Below are 14,500 nucleotides of genomic sequence, written 5' to 3' on the forward strand. Positions count from 1 at the left end.
CTAAATTCGAAACCGGCTAAAAAAACCGTCCCATACCCACGGGGTGGGCGGTAACGGCCTGTTCAACCAATCAAAATAAATTGGTATCAATAAACTTGGCACACTATTGAGTTCTCAAACAACAGACGCAATCCGAAAATACTCGGGAAAACAATGTTTTCCCTTTCTTCTTCGCTGCAATATTTTATATCTTATTCCATTCCGGCGTTTTCCGCAATTCGTGGTTTTCCTTATCGGAACCCCGTGAAAAGCGTCTCCGCCGTTCCGGACCCAGCATCAAACAAGGAGTCTTTTCCACCGGCCCTGCAAAGGGCGCGCACTGGTTGGACTCTTGATTTTTGTTGGGGTTTGGCCGCCATGCTCGGGCGCTTTTCCAGCGTCCCGGCCGCGGCGACTCATGCAACTTTACACATCGCTTCCGGTCCTTGCAAACCGGATCGAAGTGATCCGCCGCACTGCCTCCGGAACCGGTTTTCGGTTCCCTCAGCCCTTGGCGGATACATCTATTCTAGGACTCCGTAACGGGCTCCGCGCAAGCTCGCAGCCGGTTTTCCGCGTCACATCCGTGGCCGGTGCGGCCGGGCAGGGAAACCTCCCTCAGCTTCCGTTCCGCAGATAAGCCAGCTGCGCGGCCACCGACAGTTCCGCGGCCCGGCGGACATTCGCCGGCACATCGGCGTAGACCAGGTCGGCTATAGCCGGTGCCCCGGCATCCGGTCCGGCCTCGTGCAGTGCGGCCCGGATCTGTTCGAGCCGCTCTTCCCGGTGGTCGCGGTAGGTCAGGACCAGGGAACTGAGGTCAGGCTGCACCGGTCCGTGTCCGGGAAGGACCGTAGCCGGACCGAGGTCGGACAGCATGTCCAGCGTGTCCAGGTAATCGCCGAGGGTGCCGTCCGGGAAATCCAGCACAGTAGTCCCCCGGCCCAGGATGGTGTCCCCCGTCAGGACGGAACCATTGGCGCCGTCGCCGGGTAACCAGAAACAGACCGAATCCGAAGTATGGCCCGGTGCTGCCAGCACCCGGATGTCCACACCGGCTGCGGAAATCTCCTCATTCGCCGTCAGCGGTTTTCCGGCCACGCAGAAAGCGGGATCGAACGCCCGCACGGGAGCGCCGGTCAGCTCGGCGAACCGCCTGCTGGCCTCAGTGTGGTCGGGGTGGCGGTGGGTAATAAGCACCAGCTCGACGGTTCCGGCGTTCGCCAGAACCTGCAGGTGCCCTTCATCCTCGGGACCCGGGTCCACCACCACCGTGCTTCCGGATCCGGAGGCAGCCACAACGTAGCTGTTGGTTCCGTCCAGCGACATCGGACCCGGGTTCGGCGCGAGCCGTACGCGGGTCAGGTCGCTGCTGCGGACCAATCCGGATTCCGGAAGCATGTGCATGTCCTGCCTAGGCCAGGCGGGTCAGCCAGCCGTGGGTATCCTCCACGGTGCCGGTCTGGATGCCGAGCAGCTGCTCGCGGATGGACATGGTCACTTCGCCGGGCTTGGCGTCGGTGGAGCCGATGATTTCATCCTCGGACTTCAGCTGGCCGATCGGCGTGATGACGGCGGCCGTACCGCATGCGAACACCTCGGTGATGTCGCCGGAGGCAATGCCCTCGCGCCATTCGTCCAGGGTGATCTTGCGTTCCTGGACGTCCATGCCGCGGTCACGGCCCAGCTGCAGCACCGAGGAGCGGGTGATGCCGTGCAGGATGGTGCCGGACAGGGCGGGGGTGACCAGGCGGCCGTCCTTGAAGACGAAGAAGACGTTCATTCCGCCGAGTTCTTCAACGGCGTTGTCATTGAATTCGTCCAGGAACAGCACCTGCTTGCAGCCGTTCGCCTCGCCTTCCATCTGGGCAATGAGCGACGCCGCGTAGTTGCCGCCGCACTTGGCTTCGCCGGTGCCGCCGCGGCCTGCACGGGCGTACTTGGTGGAGAGCCAGATGGACACGGGCTTCAGTTCCCCGCCGAAGTAGTTTCCGGCCGGGGACGCAATGACGCGGTAGGAGACTTCCCGGGCGGGACGCACGCCGAGGAAAGGCTCGGTGGCGATCATAAACGGACGCAGGTACAGCGCGGCTCCTTCGCCGTCCGGGATCCAGTCCTTGTCCAGGGCCACCAGCCGGCGGATGGACTCCATGAAGAGTTCCTCCGGGAGCTCGGGCAGGGCAAGCCGGCGGGCGGAAAGGTTCAGGCGGGCCGAGTTGGCCTCGGGCCGGAAACTGACCACCGATCCATCTGCGTGACGGTAGACCTTCAGGCCCTCGAAAATCTCCTGGCCGTAGTGCAGTACGCCGGCGGCCGGATCAATGGAGATGGGCCCGTAGGGCTCGATGCGGGCATTCTGCCACTCCTGCTCCCCGGACTCCCCCGCCTTCCAGTCAATGACTGCGGTGTGGTCGGTGAAGTAGTCGCCGAAACCGGGGTTGGCCAGGATGGCTGCACGCTCGGCGGCGGGCTTGGGACTGGTGGAAAGCTCCTGGGAAAATTCCAGTGCGCTGACGGTCATGATTCCTCCACTTTGAACGGCAAAAACCCGTTCTATGACTACTTATTGGCTACCAATGAGCTTATGACACCGCGGCCGCAATGGCATTGCCCACCTCCGCGGTGGAACGCCGGTTTCCGCCCCGCCCGGCAAGGTCCTTTTCCACAGCCCGCTCCACCCTGGCTGCTTCATTGTCGAAGCCCAGGTGCTGCAGCAGCAGCGCCGCCGACAGGATGGCTGCGGTGGGATCGGCCTTCTGCTGCCCGGCAATATCGGGAGCGGACCCGTGTACCGGCTCGAACATGGACGGGAAGGTGCGGTCCATGTTGATGTTCCCGGAAGCGGCCAGGCCGATGCCGCCGGTGATTGCCGCCGCGAGGTCCGTGATGATGTCCCCGAAGAGGTTGTCGGTGACGATCACGTCGAAGCGTGACGGATCGCTCACCATAAAAATGGTGGCGGCATCGACATGCAGGTAGTCATGGCTAACATCGGGGAACTCCTGCGCCACCTTCTCCACTGTTCGCTTCCAGAGCCGGCCGGCGTTAACCAGGACATTGTGCTTATGGACCAGGGTCACGTGGCGGCGCGGCCGGGCGGCGGCACGGCCGAACGCGTCGCGCACCACCCGTTCCACGCCGTAGGCAGTGTTCAGGGATACCTCGGTGGCAATCTCCTGCGGAGTGCCTTCCCGCAGCACTCCCCCGTTGCCGGCGTAGGGACCCTCCGTTCCCTCCCGGACCACGACGAAGTCCACGTTGCCCGGTGCAGCAAGCGGGCTGTCAACGCCCGGATAAAGACGGGACGGCCGCAGGTTCACGAAGTGATCCAGGCTGAAGCGCAGCTTCAGCAGCAGTTCGCGTTCGATCAGGCCGGAAGGGACCAGTGTGTCCCCCGGCGCGGCCCCTACCGCACCGAAGAGGATGGCGTCGTGTCCCTTGAGTGCTTCCAAAGTTTTTTCCGGAAGCGTCTCTCCGGTTTCCAGCCAGTGCTCGGCTCCCAGCGGATACTCGGTCAGGTCAAACCGGACGGGGCTGCCGCCGGTGACTGCCAGCAGCACCTTTACTGCTTCGGCAGTGACCTCGGGGCCGATCCCGTCTCCGGGGATGACGGCCAGGGAAATGGTTCGGGGTGTTTCTTCGCTCATGCTGCCCATCCTAGGAAGTCCGCCCGGATACCGGGCAACCCGTCCCGCATCGTGGACGCAATCGTGGACGCAGCGGCCCCCTCGGGGTTCAGCCCGCAGTATGACGCGCAGCCGCCCGCCGGCCCCCTACAGTTGGTGTCCATGCTCGTGCATCGAAGACTCTATGCCTGGATACAGGCGAACCCCGGGAAAGTGGACTTCTGGCTTGCCGTGGCTGCCACACTCCTCTTCGTCGTTCCCTTCCTGATCCGCAGCGGTGGGTATCCGGCTGAGTTTTTCCTCTCCACGGCAATTTGCATGGCCTTGGCCTGGCGTCGACGCCGTCCCGTGGCCGGTGCCGCCGTCCAGGCCGCGGCCTGCGTCCTCCAGCTGTTCCTTGTACCGGTCACTGCCCTGCCTGCGGATCTCTTTGTGCTTGGCACCGTGTACTCCCTGGCCGCCTTTGCCCCGCGCTGGGCCAGCGTGGGCGGTCTCATCCTCGCTTCGATCGGCGGGGTCCTCTTCATGGCGCAGTACTCGGTTATACCGTTCATGGATTCCGGATATCCGCTGAAGACCGCCTTGGAAAATGACGCGCCTGTATGGGTCGCCCTGGAAGCTGTGCTGCTGATGGCGTGGATGTTCGGCGACCTGACCCGCACCCGGCGCCTCGCCCTGCAGGCGCTGCAGGACCGGGCACGCAGGCTGGAGGTCGAACGCCAGCAGGAACGCGAACTCGCCGCCGCCGATGAACGCAGCCACATTGCCCGGGAAATGCATGACATCGTGGCGCACTCACTCTCCGTAATCATCACCCAGGCCGACGGCGCCCGGTATGCGAGCGCCCAGGACCCGGAAATCGCACCGAAGACCCTGGGCGTCATTGCAGAAACCGGCCGCAGTTCCCTGCGGGAGATGCGCCGCCTGCTTGGCGTACTGCGCGGCGACGAAGCCGCCTCCACCCGTCCCCTGCCGTCCCTGGCCGACATCGATGAACTGTTGGGGACGGTCAAGCGCAGCGGACTGGAAACCGCCCTCAGCATCACGGGAACGCCCCGCCGCCCCCTGCCGCCCGGCGCGGAGCTGAGCGCCTACCGCGTGATCCAGGAATCCCTCACGAACGTCCTCAAACACGCAGGACCGAAGGCGGGCGCGCAGATAGCCCTGCACTGGACTCCCGCCGGACTGAAAATGGGCGTCCTCGACGACGGGCTGGGCGCGGCATCGGCCCTGCACGACGACGGCGCCGGGCAGGGCATCAAGGGCATGGCCGAGCGGCTGTCCCTCTACGATGGAACGTTGAAGGCCGCCCCTGCGGCCGGCGGAGGATTCCGCGTTGAAGCATTCATTCCCTACACGGAGGCCTAGCACCAGTGCCGGATTCCCCCTGGACTGCAGCGTCCGACCCGTCCGCCCAGCCCGCAGCCCCCATCCGGGTACTCCTCGTTGATGACCAGCAGCTGGTGCGCGGCGGTTTCCGGATGCTGATCGATTCCCAGCCGGACCTCAAGGTTGTTGCCGAAGCCGGTAACGGACGCGAGGCGCTGGCCGCGCTGGCAGCCGTGTCCGCCGACGTCGTACTGATGGACGTGCGTATGCCCGGGATGGACGGCATCGAAGCCACCTCCCGGATTCTGGACTCGGACAACGGCGGCGGACCGAAGGTGGTGGTCCTGACCACCTTCGACCTGGACGAATACGCGCTCACCGCCATCCACGCAGGGGCCAGCGGTTTCCTGCTCAAGGACGCACCGCCCGAGGAACTCCTGGAAGCCATCCGGACCGTGTACCGCGGGGACGCCGTGATTGCACCGTCCACCACGCGCCGCCTGCTGGACCACGTCGCTCCCCTGCTGCGCACGGCCGGCGCCCCGGGCAGCCGGCATGCCGCCGCCGTCGCCTCCCTGACCCCGCGTGAACACGAGGTGTTCACCCTGATTGCGCAGGGCCTGTCCAATCCGGAAATCGCAGCGAAGCTGTACCTGTCCGAAGCCACCGTGAAAACCCACGTGGGGCACATCCTGGCCAAGCTGGAGGCCAGGGACCGGGTCCAGGCCGTGGTCATTGCCTACGAGACGGGGATTGTCGCACCCTAGGGGCATGGTCACCGTCGACGACGTTCGCTCCATCTGCCTTTCCCTTCCCGGCGTGACGGAGCGCCTGAGCTGGAAGCAGCCGGCCTGGTTCGCCCGTACCCTGATGGCGAGGATGTGGGACGAGGACACCCTGACGGTGAAAACCACGGAACGTGAGGCGCTGGCCGCGCTGCAGCCGGACCTGTTCTATTGGACGCCGCACCACGACCGGTCCCCCTTGCTCCTCCTGGCCCGGATGGAACTTCTGCCTCCGGATGAGTTGACCGAACTGCTCCAGGAGTCCTACCGGCTGGCCGGGCGGCTTCCACCCACGGTATGAGACACGGAGGAAAAGGACCCCCTGCCCTCCGATGTAACCGCATCCACCCCGGCAATACTGTGGCGGTATGACCTCACTTGCACAGCATTCCCCTGCGGCCGGCGCCGGAAAACCGCATCTCGCCGCCGCCGCCCAGCTCCTGAACAAGACCTACGGCACCGGCGACACCCGCGTCCACGCCCTGAAGGACGTGGACGTAAGCTTCGAATCCGGTACCTTCACCGCCATCATGGGTCCCTCCGGCTCCGGGAAGTCCACCCTGATGCATTGCCTGGCGGGCCTGGACACTGCGGACTCGGGCCGCATCTGGGTCGGCGGCACCGAAATCACCGGGCTGAAGGACGCAGAGCTCACCCGCCTGCGCCGCGACAACGTGGGATTCGTTTTCCAGTCCTTCAACCTGGTGCCCACGCTGACCGCGGAGCAGAACATTACGCTGCCGGTGTCCCTGGCAAACGGCACCGTGGACCGCGAATGGCTCGACTTCATCACGGAGACCCTGGGGCTCCGTGACCGGCTCCGGCACCGCCCCCATGAGCTCTCCGGCGGACAGCAGCAGCGCGTGGCAGTGGCCCGTGCCCTGCTGACCCGCCCGCATGTGCTCTTCGGCGATGAGCCCACCGGCAACCTGGACTCCAAGTCCGGTGCCGAAGTGCTCTCACTCCTCCGTCGTTCCACGAAGGATTTCGGCCAGAGCATCATCATGGTGACGCACGACCCCGTGGCTGCTTCCTATGCGGACCGTGTGGTCCTGATGAACGACGGCGAGCTGGTCGGGGAACTGGCGCAGCCGACCCCCGAATCCGTGCTTGCCGCCCTCACCCAGCTGGGGGCATAAGCATGCTGCAGGTAGCCCTGGCGCAGGTGCGCCTGAATGCCCGCCGGTTCATTGCCGTTTCCCTGGCGGTGCTGATTGCCGTCGGCTTCCTCACCGCCACCCTCATCATCAATTCCTCGTCCAAGGCCTCACTGACGCAGAGCGTCGGCGAGGCCTACCGGAACGCCGACCTGCTCGTCACCCCCGATATGTACAGCGCGGATCCGGCCGTATTGGATGAAGACACCGCGGCCCGCATCCGGGATACTCCCGGCGTGGACGGCGTCTACGCCGCCCAGCAGGCCTTCGTCACCTTCGGCGAGGACGGGGACAGCAATTTTGCCCAGCTAAGCAACACCTCCGACTACGCGGACCTCTTCCCCGTGGACGTGCTGCAGGGCACGCTGCCGGCCGCCGACAACGAGGTGGCCGTGGACAACGACACCGCCGAGCGCCAGGGGTTGTCCGAGGGCTCGGTACTCCCCGTCACCGCCTTTATCGATGACCCGACAGGTGAGCAGCAAACGGCCGAGCTCACAGTCACGGCAGTGGTGTCCGCATCGAAGGATCCTCAGGCCATGGGAACTGCGCAGCTGTATTCGACCTCTGCCACGGTGGCGGGGTTCGCCGGACCGGAGGCGGGTTTCAGGAGTATCCAGGTGGCACTGGCAGACGGGGCCGCGCTGGAGGACGTCCGCGCAGCACTGCAGCAGGACGTGAGCGGCATGGAAGGTGCCTCTGTCCGGACTGCGCAGGAGCAGACGGACGAAATGGTTGCTTCCTACACCGGCGGGAACGATATCCTCACCACCATCCTGCTGGCCTTCGCTGCCGTGGCACTGCTGGTCTGCGCCCTGGTGGTCTCCAATACCTTCTCGGTGCTGGTGGCCCAGCGTACCCGCGAACTCGCGCTTCTCCGGTGCATCGGCGCCGCCCGTTCACAGATCCGACGCTCCGTCATCGTGGAGGCACTGATCGTGGGCATCGTGGCCTCAGTTGCCGGTGTCCTGGCGGCCATTGCACTCGTTGGCGGGATTGTCGCCTACCTGAAGAACATCCCGGAAAGCGGCTTTGCAACACTGGCGGTCTCCCCGCTGTCCGTCGTCGCCGGACTGGGTGTCGGCGTCGCGCTGACGGTGCTGGCCTCGCTCGTTCCGGCCCGAGCGGCGACGGCCGTCGCACCCCTGGCAGCCCTGCGTCCGGCCGACGACGTCCGCGCGGGAACGCGACGCGGCCGGGTCCGCCTGGGCATCGGTTCGGTCCTGCTGGCCGGCGGCGCCGTGTTGCTGGCCGTCGGAGCGGTGAAAGGCAACCTCCTTGTTGCCCTGCCGGGCGGCATGCTCAGCTTCGTAGGCGTGCTGATGTGCGCCACCCTCTTTGTTCCGTCCCTGGTACGTACTGTCGGCAGGATCGCTGCGCCGCTGGGTGTGCCGGGCAAACTGGCGGCGCTGAATGCCGTCCGGAACCCGCAGCGCACCTCCTCCACCTCCGCTGCCCTGCTGATCGGCGTCACCCTGGTCACCATGATGATGACCGGCGCTGCAACCGTCCGGACTTCCCTGGACGATGTACTGGCCGCCGGGTATCCGGTGGATGTGAGCATCGTCGGTGCCGGCGACGGGTTGCCGTTCACCTCGGCCGATGCCGACGCGGCCCGCGCCGTTGAAGGCGTGAGGGAAGCTGTGCTGGTACCTCCGGCCGGCATGACCGAGACGGACACCAGGCTCTTCGGTGTCTATGCCCTGACTCCTGCCGACGCCGCGAAGGTGGTACGGGACTCCGGCCTGGCTCTGGAGGACGGCATCATCCTGATGCCGTCGGGAACCACAGCCGGGACGGTTACGGTCCAGGGTGCGTCCCGGAGCGTCGAGTTGAAGGTAGTGGTTTCAGAAAGCAGCCAGTTGCAGCCGCTGATCAGTGCCGGGACTGCCGAAACCCTCGGCGGCCTGCCCGCCGCAACCGCGGACACCTTCACTCCGCAGGCGGAGATCTGGCTGTCCGTTGTGGACGGCCTGAACACCAACGAGCTGATGGACCTGCGCACCGACGTCGCCGCGGCGGTGGAGGTGGAGGACTACGCCGTCTCGGGCGCGGCCATCGAGCGGGGTGCTTTCGAACAGGTCATCAACGTCCTCCTGATGGTGGTCACCGGGCTGCTGGGAGTGGCGGTGGTCATTGCCCTGGTGGGTGTGGCCAACACCCTCTCCCTTTCCGTACTGGAACGCACGCGGGAATCCTCGCTGCTGCGCGCCTTGGGCCTGACCCGCGGACAGCTGCGCGGCATGCTCGCACTGGAAGCCGTGCTGATCGCAGGCGTGGCTGCCCTGATGGGCATTGTGCTGGGCGCACTCTACGGCTGGCTGGGAGCGGAATCTGCGCTGGGTTCATTCACCACCGTGGCGCCGTCGCTGCCCTGGCTGCAGCTGCTTGCGGTCCTGGCCGTGGCGCTCCTGGCCGGACTCGCCGCCTCGGTGCTTCCGGCCCGCCGTGCGGCCCGGCTCTCCCCCGTAGCCGGGCTGGCAGCGGATTAGCTCCTCGCGGTCCGGGCGCCGATCTGCAAGGATACTGAACAGGATGAATTACTAAGCAGGCTGATTTCAGCCGGCACCACGAGATGCATCCGAACGACGTGAGGAGAGCACATGCAGCAGTCCCAGACGGAACACGAATCACTGGCCGCCTACCTGGACGACCATCTGGTCGGAGCAGAGACGGGTGTCCGCCTTTTCACCGCCGCGCAGCGCACCTGGGAGGGATCCCCCTATGAGGAGACCTTCGCGCGGCTCGTGGAAGAGATTTCCGATGAACGCGACGAGTTGGAATCCCTGATCCATGCGCTGGGCTACACGCGCAGCAAGGTGAAGGCGGCTGCTGCCATGGTGGGGGCCGCAGCAGGCAAGCTGGGTCCGCTGAATCCGCTCAGCACCGGCGGCGGTGCCACGGGACAGCTGGAGCTGGAATCCCTGCAGTCGCTGGTGCGGATGAAGGAATCCCTGTGGCGGACCCTGCTGGTGCTGTCCGCCACGGATCACCGGTTCAACACGGCCCGCCTGCAGGAACTCACGGAAACCGCCCGCCGCCAGCAGGAAGACGTGGCCGGCGTGATGGAACGGACAGCCGCGCAGCGGTTCCTCGGCTCCGCCGAATCCGTCTGACCTCCGCAGCATCCAAAAACACCCCCGGCAGCCTGCCGGGGGTGTTTTTTGCTGCCGGGGCCTATTCGGCCGGTTCTTCGTACTTCGGGAAGATCGGTGTCGGGGCCGGCAGTTCGGTGCCCGGCACCAGCGGGGTGGCGATCGCACTGAACTGCCGGGCGGCGCCGTCGGGCTGGCCCAGGACGGTGAGCAGCTTGGCCGCGCTCTGCGGCATGACCGGCTGGATCAGGATCGCCACGGTGCGCAGCACCTCCAGCGTCACGTAGAGCACGGTGTTCATGCGCTCGACGTCGGTCTTCCGCAGCACCCACGGCGCCTGGTCGGCGAAGTAGGCGTTGGTGTCGCCAAGGACCTTCCACGTCGCTTCCAGGGCGCCGTGGAAATCCTGGACGTCGTACGCCTCGCGGGAAACCTGCAGCAGGTTCCCGGCCGCTTCCAGCAGCGCGGTGTCCTCGGGGGTGAACTCGCCGGGCTGGGGTACCGCCGCGCCGCAGTTCTTGGCCACCATGGACAGCGAACGCTGGGCCAGGTTGCCCAGGTTATTGGCGAGGTCGGAGTTCATCCGGCCGACGACGGCGTCGTGGTTGTAGGAGCCGTCCGCACCGAAGGGCACTTCGCGCAGTAGGAAGAACCGGACCGAGTCCAGGCCGTACTGCTCGGCCCACTGCTTCGGTGCCACCACGTTGCCCAGGGACTTGGACATCTTGACGCCCTTGTTGTGCAGGAAGCCGTGGATCATGATGCGCTTGGGCAGCTCCAGCTTCGCGGACATCAGGAATGCCGGCCAGAAGATGGCGTGGAAGCGGGAGATGTCCTTGCCGATCACGTGCACATCGGCGGGCCAGTACTTCTTGAAGGCTTCACTTTCGGTATCCGGGAAGCCGACGCCGGTGAGGTAGTTGGTCAGCGCGTCCACCCAGACGTACATCACGTGGTCCGGGTTGCCCGGCACCGGGACACCCCAGTCGAAGGTGGTGCGGGAGATGGAGAGGTCGTCCAGGCCACCCTTGACGAAGCTGATGACTTCGTTGAAGCGCGAGCGCGGCGCGGCGAACTCCGGCTGGGACTCGTACAGGTCCAGCAGCCGGTCCTGGTAGGCGGAGAGCCGGAAGAAGTAGCTCTCCTCCTCGGTCCAGGTCACCTCGGTGTCCGTCTCCTTGGAGTAGCGGACGCCGTCCTCGCGGACTTCGGTTTCGTCTTCGTTGTAGTAGGCCTCGTCGCGGACGGAGTACCAGCCGGAGTACTTGGAGAGGTAGATGTCTCCGTTGTCCTCCATCCGCTTCCAGATGGCCTGGGCCGCCGCGTAATGGTCGGCGTCGGTGGTCCGGATGAAGCGGTCATAGGAGGTGCCCATGTCCGCTTCCATCTGCTTAAAGGCGGCGGAGTTGCGGTCCGCGAGTTCCTTGGCGGTAACGCCTTCCTTATCCGCGGACTGCTGCATCTTCAGGCCGTGTTCGTCAGTACCCGTCATAAAGAACACGTCGTAGCCGTCCAGCCGCTTGAAGCGGGCCATGGCGTCGGTGGCGATGTGCTCGTAGGCGTGCCCGATGTGCGGTTCGCCGTTGGGGTAGGAGATGGCCGTAGTGATGTAGAACGGGGTCTTGGAATCGGAAGAAGTCACATAAGAAAATTACCCTGTTTTACCCGCCGGTGTCGCACTGCGGCGGCGCCGGCCCCGCTGATGCGGAACCGGCGCCGGATCGGACGGAGTGTTCCTGCTAGTCCTGCAGGTCGACTTCCCGTGCCACAGTGGCGCCGATCTCGAGCTTCAGTGCCTCGAGCACGTCCTGCGGCACGGAGGAGTCCACGGTCAGCAGCGACAGGGCCTGGCCGCCCTCGGAGTTCCGGGCCACCTGCATGCCGGCAATGTTGATGTCCTTTTCGCCCAGGACCCGGCCCAGGGCGCCGATGACGCCGGGACGGTCCTGGTAAATCAGCACAATGAGATGCTCGCTAATGGGGATTTCCAGGTCGTACCCGTTCACGCCCACCAGCTTCTGGATCTGCTTCGGGCCGGTGAGGGTGCCGGAGACCTCCAGCCGGGTGCCGTCGGACAGGGCGCCGCGGATGGTGAGCAGGTTGCGGTAGTCATCCACGTCCGGGGTGGTCAGCAGCCGGACCTCGATGCCGCGCTGTTCGGCCAGGACCGGAGCATTCACGTAGGAGACCTGCTCGGACACGATGTCGGTGAAGATGCCCTTCAATGCCGCCAGTTCCAGGGCCTTCACATCCAGGGCGGCAATTTCCCCCGCCACCTCGATGTCGATGGCGGTCACGGAGTCGGAGGCCAGCGCGGTGAAGATCCGGCCCAGCTTTTCGATCAGCGGGATGCCCGGGCGGACATCTTCGGCGATGACGCCGCCGGCCACGTTCACGGCGTCCGGCACCAGTTCCCCGGCGAGGGCGAGGCGGACGGACTTCGCCACCGAGATGCCGGCCTTTTCCTGGGCCTCGGCAGTGGAGGCGCCCAGGTGCGGGGTGACCACCACGTTGTCCAGCGCGAAGAACGGCAGGTCGGTGCTGGGTTCCTTCACGAACACGTCGACGCCGGCGCCGGCAATCTTTCCTGCCTGCAGCGCCTCGAACAGGGCTGCTTCATCCACGAGGCCGCCGCGGGCCACGTTCACCACGTAGGCGGTGTCCTTCATCTTCTCGAATGCCTCGGCGCCGAGCATCCCCACCGTTTCGGGGGTCTTCGGCATATGGATGGTGACGAAGTCGGACTCCGCCAGCAGCTCATCCAGGGACACCAGCTTCACGTTCAGCTGCGCGGCCCGGGCGGAGGTGACGTACGGGTCATAGGCGAGGATCTCGGTGCCGAAGCCCTGCATCCGGGCCGCCACCAGCGCACCGATGCGGCCCAGGCCGATGATGCCGATCTTCTTTTCGTACAGTTCGGTGCCGCTGTACCTGGAGCGCTTCCATTCGCCGTCCTTCAGGGCGGCGCTGGCCTGCGGGATGTTCCGGGCCAGGGACAGGATGTGCCCCACCGTCAGTTCCGCCGCGGAGATGATGTTCGACGTCGGCGCGTTGACCACCATCACGCCGGCCTGAGTGGCGGCCTTGATGTCCACGTTGTCCAGGCCCACGCCCGCCCGGGCAATAACCTTGAGGTTCTTGGCGGCGGCGATCGCCTCCGCGTCCACCTGCGTGGCGGACCGCACGAGGATGGCGTCGACGTCGGCAATCGCGGAGAGAAGCTGGGAGCGGTCGGCGCCGTCGGTGGTCCGGATGTCGAAATCGGGGCCCAGGGCCTCGACGGTGGCGGGCGAGAGTTCCTCCGCAAGGAGTACGACTGGTTTGGTGGCAGACACCGATGACCTCTTTACACTTGGAAGATTTCTTTGCATTGGGAGAATGTGTTGGGGTTTTCACGCAGGAGGCCGGACCCGTGGGGCCCGGCCTCCTTGCCGATCAGGCTTGCTTTTCGAGCTTAGCGCGCAGGACTAGCGGGCTACCGAGCCCTCGGTGTAATCGTCGTCGTTCTTGATCCAGGAGAAGAGCCTGCGCAGTTCGCGGCCGGTGGCCTCGATGGGGTGGTCCTCGCCCTTTTTGCGCAGTGCCTTGAACTCGGGGGCGCCGGCGTCCTGGTCATCGATGAAGCGCTTGGCGAAGGCACCGTTCTGGATGTCGGCCAGGACGGCCTTCATGTTCTCCTTCACGTGCTCGTCAATGACGCGCGGGCCGGAGACGTAGTCGCCGTATTCCGCGGTGTCCGAGACGCTCCAGCGCTGCTTGGCGATGCCGCCTTCGACCATCAGGTCCACAATCAGCTTCAGTTCGTGCAGCACCTCGAAGTACGCGACCTCCGGCTGGTAGCCGGCCTCGGTCAGGGTTTCGAAGCCGTACTGGATCAGCTGCGACGCGCCGCCGCAGAGCACTGCCTGCTCGCCGAAGAGGTCCGTTTCGGTCTCTTCGGTGAAGGTGGTTTCGATAACGCCGGCGCGGGTGCCGCCAATGGCCTTGGCGTAGGACAGTGCCAGTTCCTTGGCGGTTCCGGAGGGGTTCTGCTCGACGGCGATCAGGTCCGGCACGCCGCGGCCGGCTTCGAACTCGCGGCGCACAATGTGGCCCGGGCCCTTGGGTGCCACGAGCGCGACGTCGACGTCGGCCGGCGGCTGGATGTAGCCGTAGCGGATGTTGAAGCCGTGGCCGAAGAACAGGGCGTCGCCGGCCTGCAGGTTCGGGGCGATTTCCTCCGCGTAGACGAAGCGCTGGACCTGGTCCGGGGTAAGCACCATGATCAGGTCCGCTTCGGCGACGGCGTCGGCCACGTTGAGCACGCGCAGGCCCTCGGCCTCGGCCTTTGCGCGGGAGGCGGAACCTTCCTTCAGGCCAACGCGGACGTCCACGCCGGAATCACGCAGGCTGAGGGCGTGGGCGTGGCCCTGGCTTCCGTAGCCGATGACGGCGACGGTACGGCCCTGGATGATCGACAGATCTGCGTCGTCGTCGTAATACATGTCAGTCACTTTGGTTATCTCCTACTGGTTTTGAAGGCTAAGGAT

The 14,500-nt window shown here is 65.5% G+C and carries 12 protein-coding genes; 6 read left to right on the plus strand and 6 right to left on the minus strand.

Annotated features, from left to right (window positions below; translation table 11 throughout):
- Positions 1-597: 597 nt before the first annotated feature.
- The 3 genes from LOC60_RS00005 to LOC60_RS00015 form a co-directional block, all read right to left on the minus strand.
- Positions 598-1,380, minus strand: coding sequence for an MBL fold metallo-hydrolase (locus LOC60_RS00005; protein WP_230020603.1), 783 nt, complete (start codon positions 1,378-1,380; stop codon positions 598-600).
- 13 nt (positions 1,381-1,393) lie between these two features.
- Positions 1,394-2,500, minus strand: coding sequence for a branched-chain amino acid aminotransferase (locus LOC60_RS00010; protein WP_230020604.1), 1,107 nt, complete (start codon positions 2,498-2,500; stop codon positions 1,394-1,396).
- 61 nt (positions 2,501-2,561) lie between these two features.
- The gene (locus LOC60_RS00015; protein ID WP_230020605.1) at positions 2,562-3,626 is read right to left on the minus strand and encodes a 3-isopropylmalate dehydrogenase; all 1,065 of its coding nucleotides are present in this window, start codon (positions 3,624-3,626) and stop codon (positions 2,562-2,564) included.
- Between the two features lie 63 nt (positions 3,627-3,689).
- Between LOC60_RS00015 and LOC60_RS00020 the strand changes: the two genes are divergently transcribed.
- From LOC60_RS00020 to LOC60_RS00045, 6 genes are all read left to right on the plus strand, one after another.
- Positions 3,690-4,973: a sensor histidine kinase gene (locus tag LOC60_RS00020; protein WP_331460751.1), complete on the plus strand. Its 1,284-nt coding sequence runs from the start codon at positions 3,690-3,692 to the stop codon at positions 4,971-4,973.
- Positions 4,974-4,978: 5 nt separating this feature from the next.
- A complete protein-coding gene (locus LOC60_RS00025) occupies positions 4,979-5,701 on the plus strand; it encodes a response regulator transcription factor (RefSeq protein ID WP_230020606.1) in 723 nt (240 codons plus the stop codon).
- 4 nt (positions 5,702-5,705) lie between these two features.
- A complete protein-coding gene (locus LOC60_RS00030; protein WP_230020607.1) occupies positions 5,706-6,020 on the plus strand; it encodes an MmcQ/YjbR family DNA-binding protein in 315 nt (104 codons plus the stop codon).
- A 67-nt stretch (positions 6,021-6,087) separates the two neighbouring features.
- Positions 6,088-6,858, plus strand: a complete 771-nt coding sequence (locus tag LOC60_RS00035) for an ABC transporter ATP-binding protein (RefSeq protein ID WP_230020609.1) — start codon at positions 6,088-6,090, stop codon at positions 6,856-6,858.
- Positions 6,859-6,860: 2 nt separating this feature from the next.
- Positions 6,861-9,368 carry an ABC transporter permease gene (locus tag LOC60_RS00040; protein WP_230020610.1) on the plus strand — a complete coding sequence of 836 codons (2,508 nt, stop codon included), beginning with the start codon at positions 6,861-6,863 and terminating at the stop codon, positions 9,366-9,368.
- A gap of 111 nt (positions 9,369-9,479) precedes the next feature.
- A complete protein-coding gene (locus LOC60_RS00045) occupies positions 9,480-9,992 on the plus strand; it encodes a hypothetical protein (protein WP_230020611.1) in 513 nt (170 codons plus the stop codon).
- A gap of 61 nt (positions 9,993-10,053) precedes the next feature.
- Here the strand turns inward: LOC60_RS00045 and metG are convergent, their stop codons facing one another.
- The 3 genes from metG to ilvC all read right to left on the minus strand — a co-directional run bounded on the left by metG (position 10,054) and on the right by ilvC (position 14,464).
- Positions 10,054-11,613 (minus strand): methionine--tRNA ligase, encoded by a 1,560-nt coding sequence (gene metG / locus LOC60_RS00050; protein WP_230020613.1) that lies wholly within the window; start codon positions 11,611-11,613, stop codon positions 10,054-10,056.
- 97 nt (positions 11,614-11,710) lie between these two features.
- The gene (gene serA, locus LOC60_RS00055) at positions 11,711-13,342 is read right to left on the minus strand and encodes a phosphoglycerate dehydrogenase (protein WP_442860350.1); all 1,632 of its coding nucleotides are present in this window, start codon (positions 13,340-13,342) and stop codon (positions 11,711-11,713) included.
- A 96-nt stretch (positions 13,343-13,438) separates the two neighbouring features.
- Complete coding sequence (ilvC, locus tag LOC60_RS00060) at positions 13,439-14,464, minus strand: ketol-acid reductoisomerase (protein WP_230020617.1); 1,026 nt, start codon at positions 14,462-14,464, stop codon at positions 13,439-13,441.
- Positions 14,465-14,500: the final 36 nt, after the last annotated feature.

The organism is Arthrobacter sp. zg-Y769 (assembly GCF_020907405.1).
In the GTDB taxonomy this organism is placed as follows: domain Bacteria; phylum Actinomycetota; class Actinomycetes; order Actinomycetales; family Micrococcaceae; genus Arthrobacter_B.

What these genes read in the sequence shown, in the direction of transcription:
- LOC60_RS00005 (WP_230020603.1), bottom strand. Translation starts at nt 1,380, where the DNA reads ATGCTTCCGGAATCCGGATTGGTCCGCAGCAGCGACCTGACCCGCGTA.
- LOC60_RS00010 (WP_230020604.1), bottom strand. Translation starts at nt 2,500, where the DNA reads ATGACCGTCAGCGCACTGGAATTTTCCCAGGAGCTTTCCACCAGTCCC.
- LOC60_RS00015 (WP_230020605.1), bottom strand. Translation starts at nt 3,626, where the DNA reads ATGAGCGAAGAAACACCCCGAACCATTTCCCTGGCCGTCATCCCCGGA.
- LOC60_RS00030 (WP_230020607.1), top strand. Translation starts at nt 5,706, where the DNA reads ATGGTCACCGTCGACGACGTTCGCTCCATCTGCCTTTCCCTTCCCGGC.
- LOC60_RS00035 (WP_230020609.1), top strand. Translation starts at nt 6,088, where the DNA reads ATGACCTCACTTGCACAGCATTCCCCTGCGGCCGGCGCCGGAAAACCG.
- LOC60_RS00040 (WP_230020610.1), top strand. Translation starts at nt 6,861, where the DNA reads ATGCTGCAGGTAGCCCTGGCGCAGGTGCGCCTGAATGCCCGCCGGTTC.
- LOC60_RS00045 (WP_230020611.1), top strand. Translation starts at nt 9,480, where the DNA reads ATGCAGCAGTCCCAGACGGAACACGAATCACTGGCCGCCTACCTGGAC.
- serA (WP_442860350.1), bottom strand. Translation starts at nt 13,342, where the DNA reads ATGCAAAGAAATCTTCCAAGTGTAAAGAGGTCATCGGTGTCTGCCACC.